Origin of the sequence: Lapillicoccus sp., assembly GCF_039935575.1 — a bacterium.
In the GTDB taxonomy this organism is placed as follows: Bacteria; Actinomycetota; Actinomycetes; order Actinomycetales; family Dermatophilaceae; genus Lapillicoccus.
The window spans coordinates 1-22059 of sequence record NZ_JBDTKA010000017.1 but is presented as its reverse complement, the minus strand read 5'-3'; the positions used below and the strand labels follow the sequence as shown (position 1 = coordinate 22059).

The following is a 22059-nucleotide window of genomic DNA, read 5'->3' as shown; positions in this document are numbered from 1 at the left end:
CTGAGGAATCGCTGGGAGCCATTCACCTCAAGGGCGTAGCTCAGCTCGCGAGAGGCTGAGCCGGCGCGCGCCTGGCAGTCCCAGCAGCTCGGCTGCTGGGAGCAACAGCTTGGACCGCCGCAGCCCGCTGCCAACCACGACCTCGCCGGCAGCGAGCACCGCCTCGTCGACGAGGATCGTCCAGCCCTCGGGCGCGCCGACCGGGGTGATCCCGCCGAACTCCATGCCCGTCAGTGCGACCGCCTCCTGCCGCGACGCGAAGGAGCACTTGCGCGCGTCCAGCTCCTTGCGCACCACGCCGTTGACGTCGGCCCGCATCATCGCGAGGACCATCACCGCGGCGTACCGGGTGACCTCACCGCGCCGTGCCGCGACGACGACGCAATTCGCCGAGTGCTCCGGCGGGACCTCGTATGCCTCGCAGAACGCGGCCGTGTCGGCGAGGGTGTCGTCGATCGCTGCAACGCGGGCGCCCGGGACCAGCCCGGCAGCGGCAGCGACCGGTGCGGCGACCAGGTCGAGCTGGCCGTGAAGGGGCGCCCAGTCGAGGTTTCCGGCAGCCGTGCCTGTTCGCGTGATCACGAAGGGACGCTAGCGCGGCGGCTACCCTGGCTGTGTGTCGACCCAGGGTGGAACCAAGGCGATCATCGCTGCGTTGACAGCGAACCTCGGGATCGCGGTGACCAAGTTCGTCGCGTTCCTGCTGACCGGCTCGAGCTCGATGCTCGCCGAGTCGGTTCACTCGGTCGCCGACTCGGGCAACCAGGCCCTGCTGCTGCTCGGCGGTAAGCGGGCTCGCCGAGCGGCCACCCCCGAGCACCCGTTCGGCTATGGTCGCGAGCGCTACTTCTGGGCGTTCGTCGTCTCCATCGTGCTGTTCTCGGTCGGTGGCCTGTTCGCGCTCTACGAGGCGTTCCACAAGCTCCAACATCCGCAGCCGATCGAGGGGTTCTGGTGGTGGCTGCCGCTGGTCGTCCTGGTCATCTCGATCGGGCTCGAGTCGTACTCGTTCCGGACAGCCATCAGGGAGTCGAACCACGTGCGCGGCTCGCGCGGTTGGGTCGAGTTCATCCAGACCGCCAAGGCACCCGAGCTCCCCGTGGTGCTGCTGGAGGACTTTGCCGCGCTGATCGGCCTGGTCTTCGCGCTGGTCGGAGTGGGCCTCACGCTGATCACCGGCAACGGGATCTGGGACGCGGTGGGCACGGGCCTGATCGGCCTCCTGCTGGTCACGGTCGCCATCACCTTGTCGGTGGAGATGAAGTCGCTGCTGCTGGGTGAGTCCGGCACGGCCGAGCACGTACGCGCCATCGAGGAGGCGCTGGCCTCCACCGAGGGCATCGACCGGGTGATCCACATGCGCACCCTGCACATCGGACCTGAAGAGCTGCTCGTCGCCGCCAAGGTCGCGGTCACGACGACGGACACGGCCGACGAGATCGCCGACGCCATCAACCGCGCCGAGCTCGCCGCCCGGCGGGCGACCCCGGACCTCACCCTGCTGCTCTACCTCGAACCCGACCTCGACACGGCGCTCGCTGACCGGCATCCGGCGTAGCGTCGTCATCATGAGTGACCCCTCGATCCGCCAGCACATCACCGACCTCGTGCACGAGGAGCGCGCCCTGCGCGACAAGCTGGCCGCTGGTCAGGTCTCGCCGGCCGACGAGCGGTCCCGGCTGCGCGAGCTCGAGGTCGAGCTCGACCAGTGCTGGGACCTGCTGCGCCAGCGCGACGCCAAGCGCGAGTTCGGCGAGAACCCCGACAGCGCCGCCGTCCGCGACCCGCGCACCGTCGAGGGCTACCTCGGCTGAGGATTCAACACCGGGGGGAGGCGCGCGGTTCGGTGCCAGCGACGTGCGGGCGGTAGACTCTGCCATACAACCGCGGCGTGGGTGATACCCCGCGAGAACGATGTGCCCAGATGGGCTACGCCGGGTCAGCACACCTCACCTCAACAGGAAGATTTGTCATGTCCTTTGACTTCAAGGTGGCCGACCTGAGCCTCGCCGAGGCCGGCCGTCACCAGCTCCGACTCGCCGAGCACGAGATGCCCGGCCTGATGTCCCTGCGCGAGGAGTACGCCGCCGCGCAGCCGCTCAAGGGCGCCCGCATCGCCGGTTCGCTGCACATGACCGTGCAGACCGCCGTGCTCATCGAGACCCTCACCGCGCTGGGCGCCGAGGTCCGCTGGGCCTCCTGCAACATCTACTCCACGCAGGACGAGGCGGCCGCCGCGGCCGTAGTGGGCCCGCACGGCACCCCGCAGGACCCACAGGGCGTCCCCGTCTTCGCGTGGAAGGGCGAGACTCTTCCCGAGTACTGGTGGTGCACCGACCAGATCCTCACGTGGCCGGGCGAGGCTGACACACACGGCCCCAACATGATCCTCGACGACGGCGGCGACGCCACGATGCTCGTCCACAAGGGCCGCGAGTGGGAGACCGCAGGCCAGGTCCCGCCGACCACCGACGAAGACACCGAGGAGTTCGGCGTCTTCAAAGAGCTGGTCCGCACCACGATGGCGGCCGACCCCACCAAGTGGACCCGCATCTCCGAGGGCATCAAGGGGGTCACCGAGGAGACCACGACCGGTGTCCACCGGCTCTACCAGCTGGCTGAGACCGGTGACCTGCTCTTCCCGGCCATCAACGTCAACGACTCGGTGACCAAGTCCAAGTTCGACAACACCTACGGCTGCCGGCACTCGCTCATCGACGGTCTCAACCGCGCCACCGACGTCCTGATCGGCGGCAAGGTCTGCGTCGTCGCGGGTTACGGCGACGTGGGCAAGGGCTGCGCGGAGTCACTGCGCGGCCAGGGGGCTCGCGTGATCGTCACCGAGATCGACCCGATCTGCGCACTGCAGGCCGCGATGGAAGGTTTCCAGGTCGCCCGCCTCGAGGACGTTGTCGCAACCGCCGACATCTTCGTCACGACCACCGGCTGCTACGACGTCATCACCGCGGACCACATGACCCAGATGAAGAACAAGGCGATCGTCGCCAACATCGGCCACTTCGACAACGAGATCGACATGGCCGGCCTGGCGAAGGTCCCGGGTGTCACCAAGACCCAGATCAAGCCGCAGGTGCACGAGTGGACGTTCGCCACCGGCAGCTCGATCATCGTGCTATCCGAGGGGCGGTTGATGAACCTCGGCAACGCCACCGGACACCCGAGCTTCGTGATGAGCAACAGCTTCTCGAACCAGACGATCGCCCAGATCGAGCTGTTCACCAAGACCGGTGACTACGAGCGTCAGGTCTACGTGCTGCCGAAGCACCTGGACGAGAAGGTCGCCCGCCAGCACCTGGACGCGCTCGGGGTCCGGCTCACGGAGCTCACCAAGAGCCAGGCGGAGTACCTCGGTGTCGACGTCGCGGGTCCCTACAAGGCGGACCACTACCGCTACTGAGCCCTCGGCGACGCCCGCAGCACGCACGACCGGTATGCCCGTCCGCTCGCCCGAGCGGACGGCATACCGGCGTCCGGCGTTGGTCCCGATCGGTGCGGTTTGCCCCCACCCGTATGAAATGATCGGCCTAGGCACGACGAGCGTGCATGTCGGGTTCGGGGGGACCGAGGGAGGACTGCAGCAGTGAAGGGACGCGTGCTCGTCGTCGACGACGACCTGGCGTTGGCGGAGATGTTGAGCATCGTGCTGCGCCAGGAGGGCCTGGACGTCGCGCACGTCGCCGACGGCTCGTCCGCCGTTGCCGCCTTCCGCGACTACCACCCGGACCTGGTGCTGCTCGACGTCATGCTGCCCGGCCTCGACGGCATGGAGGTGTGCCGGCGGATCCGCGCCGAGGCCGGTGTCCCCATCGTCATGCTCACCGCTCGCACGGACACGGTCGACATCGTCGTGGGACTCGAGTCCGGCGCCGACGACTACATCATGAAGCCGTTCAAGCCGCAGGAGCTCATCGCCCGGGTCCGGGCGCGACTACGCCGCACCGACGAGCCGGAGCCGGAGAAGCTCGAGATCGGCGACCTGCAGATCGACGTCGCCGGGCACTCCGTGAAACGGGGCGGAACCGCCCTGTCGCTCACCCCGCTCGAGTTCGACCTGCTCGTGGCGCTCGCGCGCAAGCCGTGGCAGGTGTTCACCCGTGAGGTGCTGCTGGAGCAGGTCTGGGGATACCGGCACGCCGGTGACACCCGGCTGGTCAACGTGCACGTGCAGCGGTTGCGCAGCAAGGTCGAGCTCGACCCTGAGCACCCCGAGATCGTCGTCACTGTCCGTGGGGTCGGCTACAAGGCCGGCCCTGCCTGACCGGGTGGGCATCCGGTGAGTGACGAGCGGGTGGCGACCGGGACGCCGGCCGGCGACCCGACGGCTGACGACCCCGCGGCTGGGCCCCGCACGCCGGCGGTCCCGCGTGAGGCACCTCGGCACGACTGGGCAACAATACGCTCCCGCGTGCTGCCGGCCGCCGGTCGCGCCGTCCGGGCGGCCTGGACCGCCGTGTGGGGCCGCACACGCTGGCTGCGCCGGACCTGGCGTCGTTCGCTGCAGTTCCGCACCGTGGCCGTCACGATGATCCTCGGCACGGTGGTGCTGGCGGTCGTCGGCTCGTACCTCTACCAGCGCGTCGCCGACGGGCTGGTCGAGGACCGCCGGGTCACCGCGTCGGCCGAGGCGGCGCTGCTCACCAGTCGCACCCAGCAGCAGTTCGACGCCTCCGACAAGGTGCTGACCGGCGACGCGCTGCTGGAGTCCGCGCGCGGGTTCGTCCAGGACGCCGCCGGCACCGAGCGCAGCCGTTATGTCCTGCTGCTCAAGGGGGCCAACAACACCGCGCAGAGCTATGCCCTCCCGCTGATCCAGTCCGGCGAGGTCAACCTCTCGGCGATCCCGGACGCGTTGCGGCAGAAGGTCGCTGCCAACCCGTCCGTGCAGCAGATGCAGGTGGTCTCGATCAAGCTGACGGGCGAGGGCGACCCCGTGCCGTCGTGGGTGATCGGCCAGCAGATCACCGTGCCACTGGCGAACAACTGCGGCCTGTACTTCGTCTACCCCATGACGCGCGAGCGCGACACGCTGAGCCTGGTCGGGCGGTTCCTCCTGCTCGGCGGCGTCCTGCTGATGCTCCTGATCGGTGGGATCGCCTACGTCGTGACCCGGCTCGTGGTGGCCCCCGTCCGTCGGGCTGCGGACGTGGCGACCCGGCTCGCTGCGGGGGACCTGAACCAGCGGATGCCAGCCAAGGGCGAGGACGACCTGGCCTCCTTGGCGACCTCCTTCAACGAGATGGCGGCGAGTCTGCAGCAGCAGATCGGCCAGCTGGAGAACCTCTCGCGGTTCCAGCAGCGGTTCGTGTCCGACGTCTCCCACGAGCTGCGGACCCCGCTCACGACGATCCGGATGGCCGGCGACCTCATCCACGACTCCCGCTCCGACTTCGACCCCGCGGTGGCTCGGTCGGCCGAGCTGCTGCGCGGCGAGCTCGACCGGTTCGAAGCGCTGTTGTCCGACCTGCTCGAGATCAGCCGCTATGACGCAGGCGCCGCCGTCCTCGACATCGAGCCGACCGACCTGCGCTCCTGCGTCGACCGGGTCGTGTCGTGGGCGTCGTCGCTGGCCGAGCGCAAGGGGAGCCAGGTGATCGTCGAGGAGCCCGACACCCCGTGCGTCGCCGAGATCGACTCGCGGCGGGTCGAGCGGATTCTGCGCAACCTGCTGGTCAACGCCATCGAGCACGGTGAAGGGCTCCCGATCACGATCCGCGTAGCCGAGGCAGCCCACGCCGCTGCCGTTTCCGTCCGCGACCAGGGACTCGGACTGCGGCCCGGCGAGGCCGGGATGGTCTTCAACCGGTTCTGGCGGGCCGATCCCGCGCGGGCCAGGACCACGGGAGGGACCGGGCTGGGCCTGGCGATCTCCTTGGAGGACGCCCGACTGCACCAGGGCTGGCTGCAGGCCTGGGGGGTGCCGGGCCAGGGCTCCTGCTTCCGGCTCACCCTGCCGCGGACCGCCGGAGCCATGCTCGAGTCATCGCCGCTTCCGCTCGACCCAACCCTCGCTGACCCTGCGGGCCCTTCCGACCCTGCGGGCCCTTCCGATCATGCCGGCCCTTCCGATCATGCCGCTCACGCCGGCCATGCCGATCAGGTTGTCGCCGCCGGCCCCTCGCAGGACGGCTCCTCGGCCGCGGTGACCTCGTCGGGGCGGGTGTGAGCCGGATGCGGCCGCGGCACCCCGTGTTGGTCTTGCTGCTCGCCGCGGCGCTCCTCGGCGGTTGCGGACTTCCGCACGGCAGCGAGATCCAGGAGGGCCGCCGGATCGGGGAGAACGTCGCTCCCCGGGCGCGCGTCGTGGTCAACGCCCCGCTGCCAGGTGCCTCGCAGGACGTGATCGCCCGGGACTTCGTCCGCGCGGGTGCCGCCTTCCAGGAGCTGGGCGGCGACCAGCAGGTGGTGGGACGCTCCTACCTGACGCCGGACTCGGTCGACCTGTGGCGTCCGACAACCCTCACCACCACCGTCTTCGACGCGCGCAGCCCGGTAGCCATCGAGCACCTCCCGTCCGACCAGGTGCGCCTGACCGCGACCGCCGTCGCCACGATCGACGACGCGGGTCACTACCGCGAGGTGCCTCCGGGGACCTCCGCCTCGGTCGTCTTCACGATGGTGAAGGTGGCAGGGGAGTGGCGGATCGGCCTGCCACCCGACGGGTTCGGCCTGTGGCTCAACACCGAGGACTTCGACCAGGTCTTCGGCGCCTTCGACACGTTCTACCCCCTGGCCGGCAAGCGGCAGCTGGTGTCCGACGTCCGGTGGCTTCCAACCGGTACCCGCCTGCCGACGGCCCTGGCCCGAGCGCAGCTGAGCGGTGTCCCGGCGTACCTGGCGCCCATCGTCGACTCGGGGATCCCCGAGGGGACACGCCTGGCGGTCGACGCCGTCAACGTGGACGCGAACGGGGTCGCCACGGTCACGCTGACCAACACCGCGCAGACCATCGACCCGGCCCGCCGACGCGCGATCTGGGCCCAGCTGGTCTCCACGATGATACAGGCACCCGGGGTGAACGCCGTGTCGGTCGAGGTCCAAGGCATCGGCAAGATCCCGGTCTCGACGCTGCCCGGCCCGTTGTCGTCGGCGAGCGACCTCGGGTACACCCCGGCACCCGCCGAACCAGTGACCCGGGGCCTCGTGCGCACGAAGGACGTCGTCCAGGAGCTGAACCCGCAGGACCTCGACGAGACGCACCAGGGCCAGCAGGCCGTCAAACCCACGAAGTCCACCGCCGCTTCCACGCTCACGATCCCCACCTCGTGGACTCACCTGGCGCTCTCCTCGGACGGCACCGACATCGCTGCGGTGTCGGCGAGCCGGACCGAGCTGGCCCGGTGGCACGGCTCGGTGCCCATCACCGTGGCCGCCTTCGCGTCCGACCTGACCAACCCCGCGTATGCCTCCGACGGCCGTCTCTGGGTTGCCGGCCAGGCCGGCGGGGGCGCCACGGTCGTCACCTTCGACTCCACCAGCTCCCGGGCCACGTTGCCGGCCCCGGTGAAGGTGCCGTGGCTGGACGGACGTCAGGTGATCAACCTGGCCGTGTCCCCGGACGGCACCCGTGCAGCGGTCCTGTCGGAGCTGCGCAACGCCACCGACTTCCGGCTCGACATCGCCTCGATCGTGCGCGACGGCAGCGGGATCCCGACGGCTTTGGGCGACGCATACCGGCAGGGCGAGCCGCTCACCCGGTTCCTCGACGTCGCCTGGCTCGACCCGATGAGCCTGGTAGTCCTGGCTCGCGACCGGGACGCTGACCCCCTGCGACCGTTCCAGGTGGAGATCGGCCAGGGCGTGGGTCTGCGGCGCGTCGGGCAGCTGGACCTCGACCAGACCCTGATCAAGGAGGTCCCCGGGACGAGCACCGACGTGACCTCCCGCGGCGGGGTGCGGGGGATCCTCGTGACTTCTGCGGCAACGAGTACGACACGCGGCCAGGTCCTGGTCCGGGTAGGCAACAACTGGGCGACGCAGTCCGACGTCGACGAGGTGGTCGTCGCGGGCACGTGAGCAACCGGCGGCGGTCGCAGCCCACGTTGGTTGTCCACAGGCGAGGGCTCCACGGGACGGGTGAGGCCGCACCACGCCCCACGATGTGTGGATGACCCGCGTGAGAGCCGTCAGTGCCGTCAGAGCGGTCAGTGCCGTCAGAGCCGTCAGACCCGTCAGTGCCGTCTCTGCCCTGCCCGGCCTCGCCCTGGCCCTGCTCGACCTGGCCCTGCCCAGCACCTGTGCCGGGTGCGAAGGACCGTCCGCCCCGAACCAGCCCGTGTGCTCGGCCTGTCGTCGTGAGCTCGCTGCGGGGCTGTTCACGACGCCACGTCGGGTGGCCCCCGAACCTCTCCCGCCGGGGCTGCCCGTGGTGGTCGCCTGCGGCCCGTACGCCGGCACGCTGCGGCGACTCGTGACGGCCTACAAGGACGAGGACCGGCGCGACCTGTGCGGCCTGCTGGCCGGCCTGCTGGGCGCCGCCCTCACGCCGTTCCAGGGCGGCGACGTCATCGTCGTCCCGGCACCATCGTCGAGGGCAGCCGTGCGTCGCCGCGGAGACGAACCCGTCACCGACCTGGCCCGCACCGCAGCGTGCCGCGCCGGCTGGGACCGAGACGAGGTCCGGCCCGCGCTGCGCGTGGTCCGCCCGGTGGCCGACCAGTCCCGGCTCGGGCACGCGGCGCGGGCCGCGAACCTGGCCGGCGCATACCGGGTCCCCGCCCGCCGGGCCGCACAGGTGACCGGCCGCAGGGTCGTGCTCGTCGACGACGTCCTGACCACCGGAGCCACGCTGGCGGAGGCGGCCAGGGCGATCCGTGCTGCCGGCGGCGTCGTGGTCGGGGCAGCCGCTCTGGCCGCCACTCAGCGGAGGTGACGGTCAGCCGGGAACTCACTGCCCGCCCCCGACGTCCCTGGGTCACCGCGGTCGCACAGTTCCACCCGAGGCCGGACAGGGCTACCGTCGGGACAGGTCCACGGTGCGTGACGCAGGCAGGCGAGTGGACCGGAAAGGGGACAAGGACCGACCGGTGCAGACGCGGACAGCGCGGCCGTGGGCCGGCGCCCTGAGCGTGCAGACACCCTGACTTCACCACTCCAACAGCGAGGAGAACCCGTGGATATCGTCGTCACTGGGCGCCACACCCAGGTCTCGGACCGTTTCCGCCAGCATCTCGAGGACAAGCTGTCCAAGGTGCCTCAGCTCCTGCCCAAGGTCTCTCGGGTCGACGTCGTCGTCACCCACGAGAACCAGGTCAAGAACTGCGAGGCCGTCGAGATCACCTGCCACGCCAAGGGCCCGGTCATCCGGGCCGAGGCCTGCACGGACGACGCCTACGGGGCGCTGGACGCGGCCCTCGACAAGCTGTTCGAGCGCCTCCGGCGGGTCGGTGACCGCAAGAAGGTGTCCCGGACGGGCCGGCGGGTTCCCGAGTCCGTCGCCCAGGCAACCGGCCGCGTCGCCGAGACGCCGGTGATGGGTGACGCCGTCCCCGACACGTTCGACGGCGCGCCGAACGGCAACGGGCACTTCGGGGCGGTCGGCGACTCGCCCATCGAGGTCCGCGAGAAGGTCCACGCGAGCGCACCGATGACGCTCGAGGACGCGCTCAACCAGATGGAGCTCGTCGGCCACGACTTCTACCTGTTCCACGACACAGAAACCGGTCAGCCGAGTGTCGTCTACCGGCGCCGGGGGTGGTCCTACGGCGTCATCCACCTGAAGGTCGACGCCGCCGCGCTCTGACCGAACGGGTTCGCGCATGCAATGATGCCGGGATGGACAGCCCGCGCGACAGCCCGCGTGACTCGCCTGGTGCCGCTCGCGTGGCCGAGGTCGTGGAGCCGATCCGGGTCCTCGTCGCAGACGACCACGCCCTGTTTCGTCGCGGCCTGGACATGGTGCTCGTCCACGAGGGTGACATCGAGGTGGTCGGCGAGGCTGGTGACGGCATCGAGGCGCTCGCCAAGGCCGTGGAGCTGCTGCCCGACATCGTGCTGATGGACGTGCGGATGCCGAAGTCCTCCGGGATCGAGGCCTGCTCCGCGATCAAGGAGCGGGTCCCGTCGGCCCGGGTCGTCATGCTGACGATCAGCGACGAGGAGGACGACCTGTTCGAGGCGATCCGGGCCGGTGCCAACGGCTACCTGCTCAAGGACGTGCCCGGCGACGAGATCGCCGCGGGGATCCGCGCGGTCTACAACGGCCAGTCCTTGATCTCTCCGTCGATGGCCTCCAAGCTGCTCGTCGAGTTCGCCCAGATCAGCCGACGCGAGGCGGAGATCCCCAACGCCCACGCCCCCAAGCTGACCCAGCGCGAGGTCGAGGTGCTGCGCCTGGTCGCCCGGGGGATGGGCAACCGCGACATCGGCAGCCAGCTGTTCATCTCCGAGAACACCGTCAAGAACCATGTCCGCAACATCCTGGAGAAGCTGCAGCTGCACTCCCGGATGGAGGCGGCGATGTACGCCGTCCGGCAGAACATCATCGACCCCCGTCAGGCTTGATGGGGGTCGAAGGCAGCTTGACCAGGGCTGAGGGCGCCTGATGGCGACACCGGCCACGGTGCGGCTGAGCACGGTGCAGGCGCGGCGGATCGCGCTCGCCGCACAGGGTTTCGCCGACGCCCGCCCGGCGCCGTGGACCGCGACCACGCGGCACCTGCAGCGTGTCGTCGACCGCGTCGGCATCGTCCAGATCGACAGCGTCAACGTCGTCGCCCGCAGCCAGTACCTGCCGTTCTTCGCACGCCTCGGCCCTTATGACACCGACCTGCTGGACCGGGCCCGCGACCGGTCCCCCCGCCGGCTCGTCGAGTCGTGGGCCCACATGGCCAGCCTCATCCCACCATCGACCTGGCCGCTGCTGGACTTCCGGATGCGACGGGCCGTGGAGGAGTCGTGGGGTGGCATGCAACGGGTCGCCCGGGAGCATCCCGGGTTGGTCGAGGCGGTGCTCGACGAGGTCGAGCGGAACGGACCCCTCACGTCGCGGGCCCTCGAGCTCGCCCTCGCGCACGACATCCCCCGCACCCGCGACAGCTGGGGCTGGAACTGGTCGATCGTCAAGAACGCGCTCGAGCACCTGTTCTGGTCCGGTCAGATTACCTCGGCGGGCCGCAACAGCCAGTTCGAGCGCCGGTATGCCTCGCTCGCTCTCGTCGCGCCGCGCACCCCACCGCTGGTGCGCGAGCAGTGGCTGCACCCGGCTGCGCGACCGAGCGAGGCCGAGGCATATCTGGAGATGGTGCGCATCGCCGCGCGGTCGCACGGGGTCGGCACCGTGCTCTGCCTGCGCGACTACTTCCGGCTCAAGACTGTCCAGGTGATGCCCGCGATCGAGGCGCTGGTCGCGCGCGGTGTCCTGCTCCCTGCGCGGATCGAGGGGTGGGACAAGCCGGCCTGGCTGTATGCCGGGGCGCGGCGTCCGCGAGCCGTGCACGCCGAGGCGCTGCTCAGCCCGTTCGACTCGCTCGTCTGGCAGCGCGAACGCACCGAGGCGCTGTTCGACCTGCGCTACCGCATCGAGATCTACACGCCTGTCGAGAAGCGCGTACACGGTTACTACGTGCTGCCATTCCTCTACGGGGACACCCTGGTCGCGCGCTGCGACCTCAAGGCCGACCGCGCGGCCGGGGTCCTGCGCGTCAACCAGGTCACCTGGCAGCCGCGGGTCCCGCAGGCTGCTGCGGAGGCGCTCGAGCGCAACCTCGCGTCGATGGCCGACTGGCTCGGTCTGGCGGGCGGTGTCCAGGGATCCACGGGCTGGTCGGCCAACCGGCCCGAGGCCCGACCAGGTGCTCAGCCAGGTCCCCAGTGAGCCTGGGGGAGCTGCAGGTCGTCACCCGGGTCGTTGCCGTGGTGCCCGTCTTCGACCCGGGCGACGACCTGGTCGATCTCGTGAGAGCCATTGTCCCGCAGGTGGTCTCGGTCATTCTCGTCGACGACGGCAGCACCGCTGTCGGCACGGCGATGATGCTGGCGCGATGCACGGAGCTCGGCGCGCGGGTCGTCCGGCACGAACACAACCGCGGCATCGCCGCTGCCCTCAACACCGGCGTCGAGGCCGCGTCCGCTCCCGACGGTCCCGGAGCGGAGGCCGTGCTCACCCTCGACCAGGACAGCGCCGTCACGCCGGGTTTCGTGGGCGCCCTTCTCCAGGCCTGGGGCGCTGCTCTTGCGGCGAAGGTCCGGGTCGGCCTGGTCGCGCCCGAGCGTGTCGTCGGACTGCCGGACCAGGGGCGCGGCCGCGGTCCTGGTGGGGTACTCGTCGGCCGCGACCCGATCCAGTCCGGGACCCTGGTGCCGGTCGAGACGGTCCGGGCCGTCGGCCCGTTCGACGAGGCCCTGGTGATCGACGGCGTGGACGCCGACTTCGCGCTGCGGTGTCTCGACGCGGGGCTGGCGGTTGTCATCGCGCCGGGGCTGAGCCTCGGGCACCGGCTCGGCGCCCGGCACGAGGTCCGTGTCGGCCGTCGCCGACTCTCCCTGACCAGGTCGGCACCGTCCCGCTACTACTACCTCGCCCGCAACCGGATGGTGTTGCTACGCCGCCATGGTCGGCGCCATCCAGGGTGGGCGGCCGGCCAGGTCGTCGGGCTGGGCGGCCACCTCGCGCTGGTGCTCACCCTGGTGCCGGACCGCCAGGTGAAGGCCCGCGAGGTGGCACGAGGCATACGCGACGCCGCCCGAGGGGTCACCGGCCCCCGACCAGCTCCCGGAGCCGGGGCACCGGACTCACGTTCTTGAGCACCGAACGCATACCTCTGCCGGTTCTCGGGCGTTCGAGGGTCGAGAAACCCGCCAGCATGTGAGTCCGGTGGGAGTGCAGGACTCAGGGGTTTGGTTTGGAGCGGCCGGGGGGGTCGGCGCTGCCGGTGCGGCGGAGGCGGACGCGGGCATACCGTCACCCAACCAATCGCCGCCCAGTGGAGCAAGCGAGGAACGACAGGAAGCGAGGGGTGGAACCCGCCCGGAGACCGACACGTTGGGCCGGGTACCGGTGGCCGACTACCCTTGGTCGCTGACCCGCGCTCTGCGGGCAGTCGGCTTGGCCGTCACGCGCCGGTCGCCGTTCGTCCGCGTCACCCGTGTTCAGGAGTCGTCACGTGCCCATCTTCGAGAAGCTGCTGCGAGCCGGCGAGGGCCGCGCCATCAAGCGGCTGGAGGGTGTCGCCGCCCAGGTGAACGCCCTCGAGGACGACTTCGAGAAGCTCACCGACGAGGAGCTGCGCGACGAGACCGAGGTTTTCCGCAAGCGGCTCGCGGACGGTGAGTCGTTGGACGACCTGCTGCCGGAGGCGTTCGCGGCGGTGCGGGAGGCGTCCAAGCGGACGATCGGCAAGCGGCACTTCGACGTGCAGATCATGGGTGGAGCGGCCCTGCACATGGGCAACGTCGCCGAGATGAAGACCGGTGAGGGCAAGACCCTCGTGGCCACCCTGCCGTGCTATCTCAACGCGCTCGCCGGCCAGGGCGTGCACGTCGTGACGGTCAACGACTACCTCGCGGAGTACCAGTCCGAGCTGATGGGCCGGGTCCACCGCGCGCTCGGCCTCGAGACCGGCGTGATTCTCTCGCCGATGACGCCGACCGAGCGCCGCGTCGAGTATGCCAAGGACATCACCTACGGCACCAACAACGAGTTCGGGTTCGACTACCTGCGCGACAACATGGCGTGGAGCCCCGACGAGCTGGTGCAGCGCGGCCACAACTTCGCGATCGTCGACGAGGTCGACTCGATCCTCATCGACGAGGCGCGCACGCCGCTGATCATCAGCGGCCCGGCCGACCAGGCGACCAAGTGGTACACCGAGTTCGCCAAGATCGTGCAGCGGCTGCACCGGGGTGAGCTCGAGTCGGGCGAGGGCGACTACGAGGTCGACGAGAAGAAGCGCACCGTCGGCGTGCTCGAGGCCGGCATTGAGAAGGTTGAGGACCTGCTCGGCATCGAGAACCTCTACGAGTCGGTCAACACCCCGCTCATCGGCTACCTGAACAACGCCCTCAAGGCGAAGGAGCTGTTCAAGCGGGACAAGGACTACGTCAACATGAACGGCGAGATCCTCATCGTCGACGAGCACACCGGCCGGATGCTCGCCGGGCGCCGCTACAACGAGGGGATGCACCAGGCCATCGAGGCCAAAGAGGGCGTCAAGATCCAGAACGAGAACCAGACGCTCGCCACGATCACCCTGCAGAACTACTTCCGCATGTACGGCACCCTCTCCGGGATGACGGGCACCGCCCAGACCGAAGCCGCCGAGCTCAACGCGATCTACAAGCTGGGTGTCACCTCCATCCCGACGAACATGCCGATGATCCGCGGCGACCAGGCCGACCTCGTCTACCGGACCGAGGAGGCCAAGTACGCCGCCGTCGTGGCCGACATCACCGAGCGGCACGAGGCCGGGCAGCCGGTGCTTGTCGGCACGGTCAGCGTCGAGAAGTCCGAGTACCTCGCCGAGCAGCTGCGCCGCAGCGGGATCCGGCACGAGGTCCTCAACGCCAAGCAGCACGAGCGGGAGGCCTCGATCATCGCGGAGGCGGGCCGCAAGGCCGCCGTCACGGTCGCGACCAACATGGCCGGTCGCGGCACCGACATCATGCTCGGCGGCAACCCCGAGTTCCGCGCGATCGCCGCGCTCAAGCGGCAGGGGCTCGACCCCGAGGAGACTCCGGAGGCATACGAGGAAGCCTGGGACCAGGCGCTGCTCGCCGCCGAGGAGGCGGTCCAGACCGAGCATGACGAGGTCACCGAGCTCGGCGGTCTCTACGTCCTCGGCACCGAGCGGCACGAGTCGCGGCGCATCGACAACCAGCTGCGTGGACGGTCCGGGCGGCAGGGCGACCCGGGCGAGTCCCGGTTCTACCTCTCGCTGCAGGACAACCTCATGCGGCTGTTCAATGCCGCGATGGTTGACCGGTTCATGACCACGGCAGGGATGGACGATGACGTCCCCATCGAGTCCAAGATGGTGTCCCGTTCGATCGCGAGCGCTCAGAGCCAGGTCGAGGCGCAGAACTACGAGATCCGCAAGAACGTCCTCAAGTACGACGACGTCCTCAACCGGCAGCGGCAAGTCATCTACGACGAGCGCCGGCGCGTCCTCGAGGGCGAGGACATGGAGGAGCAGATCCGGCACTTCGTCAACGACGTGATTGCCGGCTACGTCGACTCGGCCACGGCCGACGGGTATGCCGGTGACTGGGACCTCGACCAGCTCTGGGTCGCGATGCGCACGCTCTACCCCGTCTCGATCACCATCGACGAGCTGTCCGACGAGGCCGGTGGTCGCAACAACATCAGCCCCGAGATGCTGCGCGAGGCACTCACCTCGGACGCGCACCACGCGTACGACACCCGCGAGGAGGGACTCGGTTCGGACGTGATGCGCGAGGTCGAGCGGCGCGTCGTCATGTCGGTCCTGGACCGCAAGTGGCGCGAACACCTTTACGAGATGGACTACCTCCAGGAGGGCATCGGGCTGCGGGCGATGGCTCAACGTGACCCGCTCGTCGAGTACCAGCGTGAGGGGTTCCTGCTGTTCGAGGCGATGATGGACGGCATCAAGGAGGAGTCGGTCGGCTACATCTTCAACGTCGAGGTCCAGACCGAAGCGGCGGCCGAGCCGCAGGACGCCGCCCTGACCCCGATGTCGGTGAGCGACCTGATGGGCAGCCTCGGCGCGCAGGACGCCCTGCCCGCATCCGACGTCGATGCGCTCGCCGACCGTGCGGTGCAGGACACTGAGCTGCCGGTGCCCGCGGGTCACGAGAACGGGCACGCCCCGCACGACGAACCCGCCCCGGTCGGTGCCGGTGTGACCGTTTCGGCGAAGGGACTCGAGGCCCCCGTCTCGCGACGGCTGCGGTACTCCGCACCCAGCGACGACGGCTCGGTCGAGGAGCGCGACGTCTCCGAGGGGGGAGCGTCGTCGGGTGGCAATGGCGCTGGCTCCAACGGCTCCGCGCCGCGCTCCGGTGGCCGGCCGCCGAAGCGGTCGTCCAAGAAGGCCCGCCGCCGCGGCAAGTGACGCGGTTCTGGACGCGGTCCGCCGGCGGCGCGGTTGGCTGATGGTGTCGAGCGCTCGGGTTTCCGAGCGTCCGACACCATCAGTGGCGCTGGTTCGGGCGTCGGTCAGCCGACGACGAGCGCGGTGACCACCCACCGGTGGTCGACACCGGTCAGCCGCATCGCAATCGCCCGCACCCGGTCGGGGTAGACCACCACGACCGCGACCTCGACGACACCGTCGGCGACCTCGCATACGCGCACCCGCCGCACCACGGGGCGCCGACCGTGCTGCAACCCACGGCGGCTCGCGACAAGCGAACGCCGGGCGAGGACGGCATAGACCTCGGGGCTGGTCCAGCGCACCACCTGAGGAGCCGGTCGAGCCCCGACCATGACCTCGACCAGCGCCTGCGCCAGCCGACCCCCGAACGCGGTGGGCTCGGGCAGCTCGCTGGAGCGGCTGCGCTGGCGGTCGAAGTACCCGTCCTCGTCGGGGCGGTAGTCGATGGCCAGCGCATCCTGCACGTACGGCGACTGGGTCGTGGTGAGCTCGTCCACCGAGATGATCGCCGGTGCGGTTCGCGGGGCAGGAACGACCCGCAGCCGCGGCAGTGCGCTCGGCTGAGGGGCTGCTTCAGACGACGTGGGCAAGGTGGTCACCGTGACGCTCCGTTCGTAGACGAGGCCGGGGCGATGAGTACCTGGCCGACGAGGATGAGGTCGGGGTCGTCGCCGATGACGGAGCGGTTGGCGGCGTGCCAGCGCCGCCACTCATGGGCGATCTGGGCGTCCAAGGCCCCCGGACCGAGGTGTCGCGCGGCGATGGCCCACAGGCTGTCGCCCCGCACAACGGTGACTGAGGTATGCCCGGCGCCGGTCACCGGTCGGGCCTGTCCGAGCGGACCGAGGGAGGACGGCGCCGGCGTTGCGGGACGAACGGGGGCGGGGGAGGTTCTCACCGGGGGAGCAGGAGCCGCGGGCACAGGAACAGACGCTGTCGTGGTGGGAGTCGGGGTGGGGGGAGTCGGGGTGGTGGGAGTCGGGGTGGTGGGAGTCGGGGCAATAGTCGTCGTGCTCGTAGAAGGCGACGGGCGTGGTCCAGTCGGACCAAAACGGGGGTCGACCGCTGGTGCGTCACCGGTGCCATTGCCGGCCCCAGGTGAGCCCGGCTGAACCGTGCTGCGACCGGGGTCGGGGGCCCGCCCGTCGATGCTGACCGCTGACCCCGGCCCTGTCTGGCCGGTTTGCCCGGGCTGACCCGTCTGACCTGGTTGACCGGGCTGACCCGCCGGTCCGGTCTGACCCGCCGGTCCGGTCTGGCTCGGGTCGCCGCCCCCGGTAACGCTGAACCCCGGGTCGGGAAGTGGGACGTGCGGACTCGCCGAACGGCCGCCCCCGTCGTCGCTGGTGGGGGCTGCGGCCCCCCACGACGTCGTCGTCGGGGCGGGCGGTGCGTCGGCAGCATGCGCAGCAGGCAGTGCGGTCGCGGCGAGCACGGCGCCGACGAGCAGAGCCGCGCCTCGCCGGACGACGGCCGGTGCCAGCGGCTGAGCGACCGCGGCGGCGGTGGCGCCGGCAGCGCCCGGCAGCGCCGTGAGGACCGACAGGACGAGCCCACATCCGAGCCAGACGGTTGTCCCGAGACCGGCCGCGCAGAGCACGACCAGCAAGAGGTCGGACGCCTCGGCCGGTGCGCCCGACGAGACGACCCGCCAGGACGGGAGACCGAGGGTCCAGAACGCCAGCAGGACGGTCAGCGCCGCGGCCGCCGCGACGACACCGATGGCAAGAACACCGATCGAGCCCACCAAGCCGACCGAGCCGACCGAGCCGACCGAGCCGACCGAGCTAGCGGTCGTCGAGAGGTGCGCCGGACGGGCCGCGGGGTGCGAGGGTGCACGGGTGGACATGATGGCCTTGGGTCTCAGTTGATGATGTTTGTTTATGTTTACGTATCTTTGCAGCTATGTCAACACTGTGGCCTAGGCTGAAGCACACGCGGCGGGACGACAGGGACGATAGGGAGCGGGAGGGTGCGATGCGGTGGGAGCGCCTGTTCGACGACCTCGAGGCCCAGCTGGCTGCCGACGAGGCGCGCGACCTAGTGGCCGAGGTCGCCGACCGGACGCGCCGCGAGCGCGCCCTGCTCGGTGTGCACGAACGGCTGCTGTCTGTCCTCGACGCCGGTCCCGTCGCGGTCCGCGTCGCCGGTGTGGGGACGCTGGAAGGTTCCGTGACCGGGGTCGGTCCCGACTGGGTTCTGCTCGCCGAGGGTCACCCGCAAGGCGCGGACCACTCGGTGCTCGTTGCCTACCCCGCGATCAGGTCGCTCACCGGGCTCACCGGCCGCCTCCAGAAGCAACGGCCCGCAGCGGTCGCCCGAGGCTTTGCGCTGGGCGCGGCCCTTCGTGCGCTGAGTCGCGACCGCGCGGTCGTAGCACTGCACGACGTGGAGGGAGTCGTCGTCACCGGCACCTTGGACGCGGTCGGACAAGACCTCGTCGACATTGCTGAGCACCCGGCGGACCTGCCCCGGCGTCCCGAGAACGTCGTCGGCATCAGGACCGTGCCGTTCTGGTCGATCGCCGCGCTCCGGCACCGATAATGCCGCCGAGCAACCCCGGCGTACCGAAGCGGGTGGCTCAGCCGAGCTCGTCCTGACCCGAACCGAAGGGGTGCGTCGCCACGAAGTCGCGGGTCTCGGTGTACATCCGCTGGATATAGTTCTCCAGCTCAGATGTCTCGACGCGCCACTGACCGCGGCCGCCGACCTTGATCGCGGGCAGTTCGCCGGAGCGCACCAAGGCGTACGCCTGGGCGGAGGAGATGTTCAGGACCTCGGAGACCTCGGTCAGCTGCAGGAAGCGCTGGGTTGGCATGCTGGGGGATGTCCTCGCTTCGTAGACGGGGGTGACAGGACGAGTAATACTAGTTCAGTCGTACACGCGTCAGTCTTCTTTGCCAAGTCTTGACTCTAGGCGATCCCCCTCGCCGTACCTGAGTTTTCCATATGGGTGTCGTGAGTGATCGGTTGTCCACAGGTCTTCTGGCAATGTGACACACTCCCCGACGCGATCACCCATCATTGGACGTGGGTGGCCTACAGCCGTCGCAGAGGCAGCTGGAGCATGACATCAGGGGCGAAGGGACGACAGCGTGGCTCAACTGCCAGAACCCGTGGCAAAACGACTGCAGCGACCCTCGTGGCGTGACGCACGACTTGTCGTGGGTGTCGTGCTCGTCCTGCTCGCGACGGCGCTCGGTGCTCGTGTCGTCGCCAGTGCGGACGACACGGTGCCGATGTATGCCGCCTCGACCACCATCCGACCCGGCGACCAGCTCTCCACCACGAACCTCCGACGCGTCGACGTCCAGCTGGGTGACGAGACCCGTCGCTACCTCTCGGCGCACACCGCGCCGGCTCCGGACGTCTACGCGTTGCGCCAGGTGACCGAGGGTGAACTGGTGCCCGCCGCGTCAGTGGGGACGCGCGAGCAGGTGTCGGTCCAGCCCGTCACCGTCCAGGTCGACGCCAACTCCGCTGTCGGGCTGGGCGCCGGTGCGGTCGTCGACGTGTGGGTCAGTCCGCGCGACCCCCAGTCGACGCAGGAGCGCTACCTCGACGCGGTGCTCGAGCTGGAACGGGTCAGCGTCACACCGGTGACGGCCGACTCCGGTCGGTTCGGGGCGGCCGCGTCGACCACCTCGGTGCAGCTGCGCGTGCCGCGTGACAAGGTGGCCGCGATCATCGGCGACGTCGACAAAAAGGCCCGGTTCACGCTGGTCCCGGTTCCGGGTTCGGGCTCGTGACGGCGGCTCGTGACGGCGGCACTGGACTACCGCACCGCGACCGTGGCACTGTGACGGTCGCACTGTGACGGTCGCACTGTGACGGCGTCATGACGGCGTCATGACCGGGGTTCTCACCGCCGTCGGGAACCGCTGGGACAGCGAGGTCGCTACGCTCCTCGAACGTTCCCGCGAGCTCCAGATCGTCCGCCGATGCGTCGATGTGGCCGATCTCGTCGCCACTGCGTCGGCGGGCCTCGGCACCGTCGCGCTGGTCTCCGCGGAGCTGCGCGGCCTCGAGCTCTCGACCGTGGCGCAGCTGCGGGCCTCCGGGCTGCACGTGGTCGGCGTCATCCCGTCCGGCGAGGCCGTCGATGGCGGGAGCGCCGCGTCCGAGGACGCCGACCGCCGACTGCGCCAGCTGGGGGTAATGAGCACGGTGGTCGCCGGTTCTCCGCTGCCCGTGTTCGAGGCCGCGTTGACCCACCCGGTCGACCTCTCGCGCGCGCCGACCCTGCCGCCGGGGGCCTTGACCCTCGCAGACCTGACGGTGCCCGCGTCGGTGAGCGTCGCCGAGGCATACCCAGGGTCGTCGCCCAAGAGGGCCAGCACTGCGGAGCCAGTCGGGGCCGACCCGGTGGGGGACGAGGTCACCCTCGGACGGATTGTTGCGGTCTGGGGCCCGGCAGGTGCCCCGGGCCGAACGACGATCGCGGTCAACCTGGCCGCCGAGCTGGCCGTCCTCGGCATCCGCACCGTGCTCGTCGACGCTGACACCTATGGCGGGTCCGTCGCTCAGTCGCTATCGTTCCTCGACGAGGCACCCGGCCTGGCGGCCGCCACCCGCGCCGCCGACCAGGGCACACTCGACGTCAGCGTGTTGGCCCGGTTGTCCCCGTCGGCGAGACCTGGGCTGCGGGTGGTCACCGGTATACCCAGGGCTGAACGGTGGACCGAGATCCGCCCCGCCGCCCTCGAACGAGTGCTCACGTTGGCGCGCTCGCTGGGCGAGGTCGTCGTCGTGGACTGCGGGTTCAGCCTCGAGGACGACGAGATCCTCAGCTACGACACCCAGGCTCCGCGCCGCAACGCGGCGACCCTGACCACCCTCGAGCTCGCTGACGAGGTGCTCGTGGTGGGCGGGTGCGACCCGGTCTCGCTCCAGCGTCTGGTTCGCGGGCTGCAAGAGCTTGGGACCGTACGCGCCCCGACACCCACCGTCGTCGTCAACCGGGTGCGCTCGTCCGCCGTGGGGTCCGGCCCCGAGCGGCGCGTCTCGGATGTGCTCGGCCGGTTCGCCGGTGTGCGGGACCTGCACTTCGTGCCCGACGACCCGCACGGGGTCGACGCGGCCCTGCTCGAGGGCCGGACCCTGGCCGAGTGCGCGCCTCAGTCGCCGGTGCGCCCGGCGGTCCGCTCGCTCGCCGCGCTGATGGCCGGAGTGGAGCAACCTCGCACCCGTCGCGGGCGCCGTCCTTGACCTGGGACGATCTGGTGCGGCAGCTCACCGCGCGGCCCGAAAGTCGGCCTAACAGCACCGAGACAGATGCTTGTCAGGATGACCCCGTGGACCCACGACGCGCGCCAGATCGGTTGCGAGCTCACCTACCGGCCGGTGACTTTGCTGATAGCTGTCGCGCGTCTCGAGAACGCTGTGATCTCGAGGACCGCCCGTGCGGCAGGTCCGTGAGCACGAACGACTCCTCACGCTCACCCATCGTCAACGACCCGACCACGCTGACCAGCGCGAACAGCGCCGCCGCCACCCGCAGCACCGGCAGCGTCGTGCGGTCGGGCGCGACGAGCTTGAGCCAGCTGAAGCCGAGCAGGCCCGCGGCGGCCGGCCAGTACCCCACCAGGTCACCACGACCGGCCCCGCCAGCGACACGTCGAGAGAGACGGGCCAGCGCGACGGCGGCACGGCGTAGCCAGCGGACCGGGGTTGAGGGTCGACCAGACGGGGCCGAGCGGCAGCGAGAGGAACCGCATCCCGACCCGGAGCCGTAGCAGGACCACCAGACCGGCTGCGTAGCCAGGGTTCTACCGCCGGCGTCGAGGCATACCGCGCGTGCGTACGCCTCGCTGGTCCACGCGGCCATCGTCAGGAGCCGGAGGTCTGCGACGATATGCGGGTGTCGGATCGGCTGAGTTCCCTCGACGCGTCGCTCCTCTACCTCGAGGAGCCGACGACAATGATGCACGTCGGGTCGGTGATGGTCTTCGACGAGCCGGCCGGGAGC

The 22059-nt window shown here is 70.2% G+C and carries 21 protein-coding genes; 16 read left to right on the top strand and 5 right to left on the bottom strand.

Annotation, left to right across the window (positions count from 1 at the left end):
• Positions 1-27: 27 nt before the first annotated feature.
• The gene (locus ABI385_RS02040) at positions 28-579 is read right to left on the bottom strand and encodes a YbaK/EbsC family protein (protein ID WP_348102070.1); all 552 of its coding nucleotides are present in this window, start codon (positions 577-579) and stop codon (positions 28-30) included.
• Between the two features lie 37 nt (positions 580-616).
• On the opposite strand from ABI385_RS02040, the gene ABI385_RS02035 reads away from it, so the two are divergent.
• The 12 genes from ABI385_RS02035 to secA all read left to right on the top strand — a co-directional run bounded on the left by ABI385_RS02035 (position 617) and on the right by secA (position 16049).
• Positions 617-1558 (top strand): cation diffusion facilitator family transporter, encoded by a 942-nt coding sequence (locus tag ABI385_RS02035; RefSeq protein WP_348102063.1) that lies wholly within the window; start codon positions 617-619, stop codon positions 1556-1558.
• A gap of 10 nt (positions 1559-1568) precedes the next feature.
• Positions 1569-1814: a DUF2630 family protein gene (locus ABI385_RS02030; protein WP_348102062.1), complete on the top strand. Its 246-nt coding sequence runs from the start codon at positions 1569-1571 to the stop codon at positions 1812-1814.
• A gap of 158 nt (positions 1815-1972) precedes the next feature.
• Positions 1973-3418 carry an adenosylhomocysteinase gene (gene ahcY, locus ABI385_RS02025; protein WP_348102061.1) on the top strand — a complete coding sequence of 482 codons (1446 nt, stop codon included), beginning with the start codon at positions 1973-1975 and terminating at the stop codon, positions 3416-3418.
• Positions 3419-3601: 183 nt separating this feature from the next.
• A complete protein-coding gene (mtrA, locus tag ABI385_RS02020) occupies positions 3602-4279 on the top strand; it encodes an MtrAB system response regulator MtrA (protein ID WP_348102060.1) in 678 nt (225 codons plus the stop codon).
• 15 nt (positions 4280-4294) lie between these two features.
• A complete protein-coding gene (mtrB, locus tag ABI385_RS02015) occupies positions 4295-6184 on the top strand; it encodes an MtrAB system histidine kinase MtrB (RefSeq protein WP_348102059.1) in 1890 nt (629 codons plus the stop codon).
• A 5-nt stretch (positions 6185-6189) separates the two neighbouring features.
• Complete coding sequence (locus tag ABI385_RS02010; protein ID WP_348102058.1) at positions 6190-8034, top strand: GerMN domain-containing protein; 1845 nt, start codon at positions 6190-6192, stop codon at positions 8032-8034.
• A 91-nt stretch (positions 8035-8125) separates the two neighbouring features.
• Positions 8126-8890, top strand: a complete 765-nt coding sequence (locus ABI385_RS02005; protein WP_348102057.1) for a phosphoribosyltransferase family protein — start codon at positions 8126-8128, stop codon at positions 8888-8890.
• 240 nt (positions 8891-9130) lie between these two features.
• A complete protein-coding gene (gene hpf, locus ABI385_RS02000) occupies positions 9131-9760 on the top strand; it encodes a ribosome hibernation-promoting factor, HPF/YfiA family (protein WP_348102056.1) in 630 nt (209 codons plus the stop codon).
• A 32-nt stretch (positions 9761-9792) separates the two neighbouring features.
• Positions 9793-10521 carry a response regulator transcription factor gene (locus tag ABI385_RS01995; protein WP_348102055.1) on the top strand — a complete coding sequence of 243 codons (729 nt, stop codon included), beginning with the start codon at positions 9793-9795 and terminating at the stop codon, positions 10519-10521.
• Between the two features lie 40 nt (positions 10522-10561).
• Positions 10562-11833: a DNA glycosylase AlkZ-like family protein gene (locus ABI385_RS01990; protein WP_348102054.1), complete on the top strand. Its 1272-nt coding sequence runs from the start codon at positions 10562-10564 to the stop codon at positions 11831-11833.
• On the top strand, positions 11830-12762 hold the full coding sequence (locus ABI385_RS01985; RefSeq protein WP_348102053.1) for a glycosyltransferase: 933 nt from the start codon (positions 11830-11832) through the stop codon (positions 12760-12762). Before ABI385_RS01990 ends, ABI385_RS01985 begins: the two co-directional genes overlap by 4 nt.
• Positions 12763-13121: 359 nt before the next feature.
• Positions 13122-16049 carry a preprotein translocase subunit SecA gene (secA, locus tag ABI385_RS01980; RefSeq protein WP_348102052.1) on the top strand — a complete coding sequence of 976 codons (2928 nt, stop codon included), beginning with the start codon at positions 13122-13124 and terminating at the stop codon, positions 16047-16049.
• A 104-nt stretch (positions 16050-16153) separates the two neighbouring features.
• Here secA and ABI385_RS01975 read toward each other — a convergent pair whose 3' ends face one another.
• On the bottom strand, positions 16154-16690 hold the full coding sequence (locus ABI385_RS01975; protein ID WP_348102051.1) for an Rv3235 family protein: 537 nt from the start codon (positions 16688-16690) through the stop codon (positions 16154-16156).
• Entirely contained in the window at positions 16687-17940 is a 1254-nt protein-coding gene (locus ABI385_RS01970) for a LysM peptidoglycan-binding domain-containing protein (RefSeq protein ID WP_348102050.1), read from the bottom strand. Before ABI385_RS01970 ends, ABI385_RS01975 begins: the two co-directional genes overlap by 4 nt.
• Before the next feature lie 128 nt (positions 17941-18068).
• On the opposite strand from ABI385_RS01970, the gene ABI385_RS01965 reads away from it, so the two are divergent.
• Entirely contained in the window at positions 18069-18635 is a 567-nt protein-coding gene (locus ABI385_RS01965) for a hypothetical protein (protein ID WP_348102049.1), read from the top strand.
• Positions 18636-18672: 37 nt separating this feature from the next.
• Here the strand turns inward: ABI385_RS01965 and ABI385_RS01960 are convergent, their stop codons facing one another.
• Complete coding sequence (locus ABI385_RS01960; RefSeq protein ID WP_348102048.1) at positions 18673-18909, bottom strand: helix-turn-helix domain-containing protein; 237 nt, start codon at positions 18907-18909, stop codon at positions 18673-18675.
• A gap of 277 nt (positions 18910-19186) precedes the next feature.
• Here ABI385_RS01960 and ABI385_RS01955 point away from each other — a divergent pair, with 277 nt between their 5' ends.
• Both ABI385_RS01955 and ABI385_RS01950 read left to right on the top strand, forming a co-directional pair.
• Positions 19187-19840: a hypothetical protein gene (locus ABI385_RS01955; RefSeq protein ID WP_348102047.1), complete on the top strand. Its 654-nt coding sequence runs from the start codon at positions 19187-19189 to the stop codon at positions 19838-19840.
• Between the two features lie 100 nt (positions 19841-19940).
• Positions 19941-21299, top strand: coding sequence for a hypothetical protein (locus ABI385_RS01950; RefSeq protein ID WP_348102046.1), 1359 nt, complete (start codon positions 19941-19943; stop codon positions 21297-21299).
• 121 nt (positions 21300-21420) lie between these two features.
• Here the strand turns inward: ABI385_RS01950 and ABI385_RS01945 are convergent, their stop codons facing one another.
• Entirely contained in the window at positions 21421-21675 is a 255-nt protein-coding gene (locus ABI385_RS01945) for a hypothetical protein (RefSeq protein WP_348102045.1), read from the bottom strand.
• 270 nt (positions 21676-21945) lie between these two features.
• Between ABI385_RS01945 and ABI385_RS01940 the strand changes: the two genes are divergently transcribed.
• Positions 21946-22059 (top strand): wax ester/triacylglycerol synthase domain-containing protein (locus tag ABI385_RS01940; RefSeq protein ID WP_348102069.1); only part of this gene is annotated, 114 nt, incomplete at its 3' end.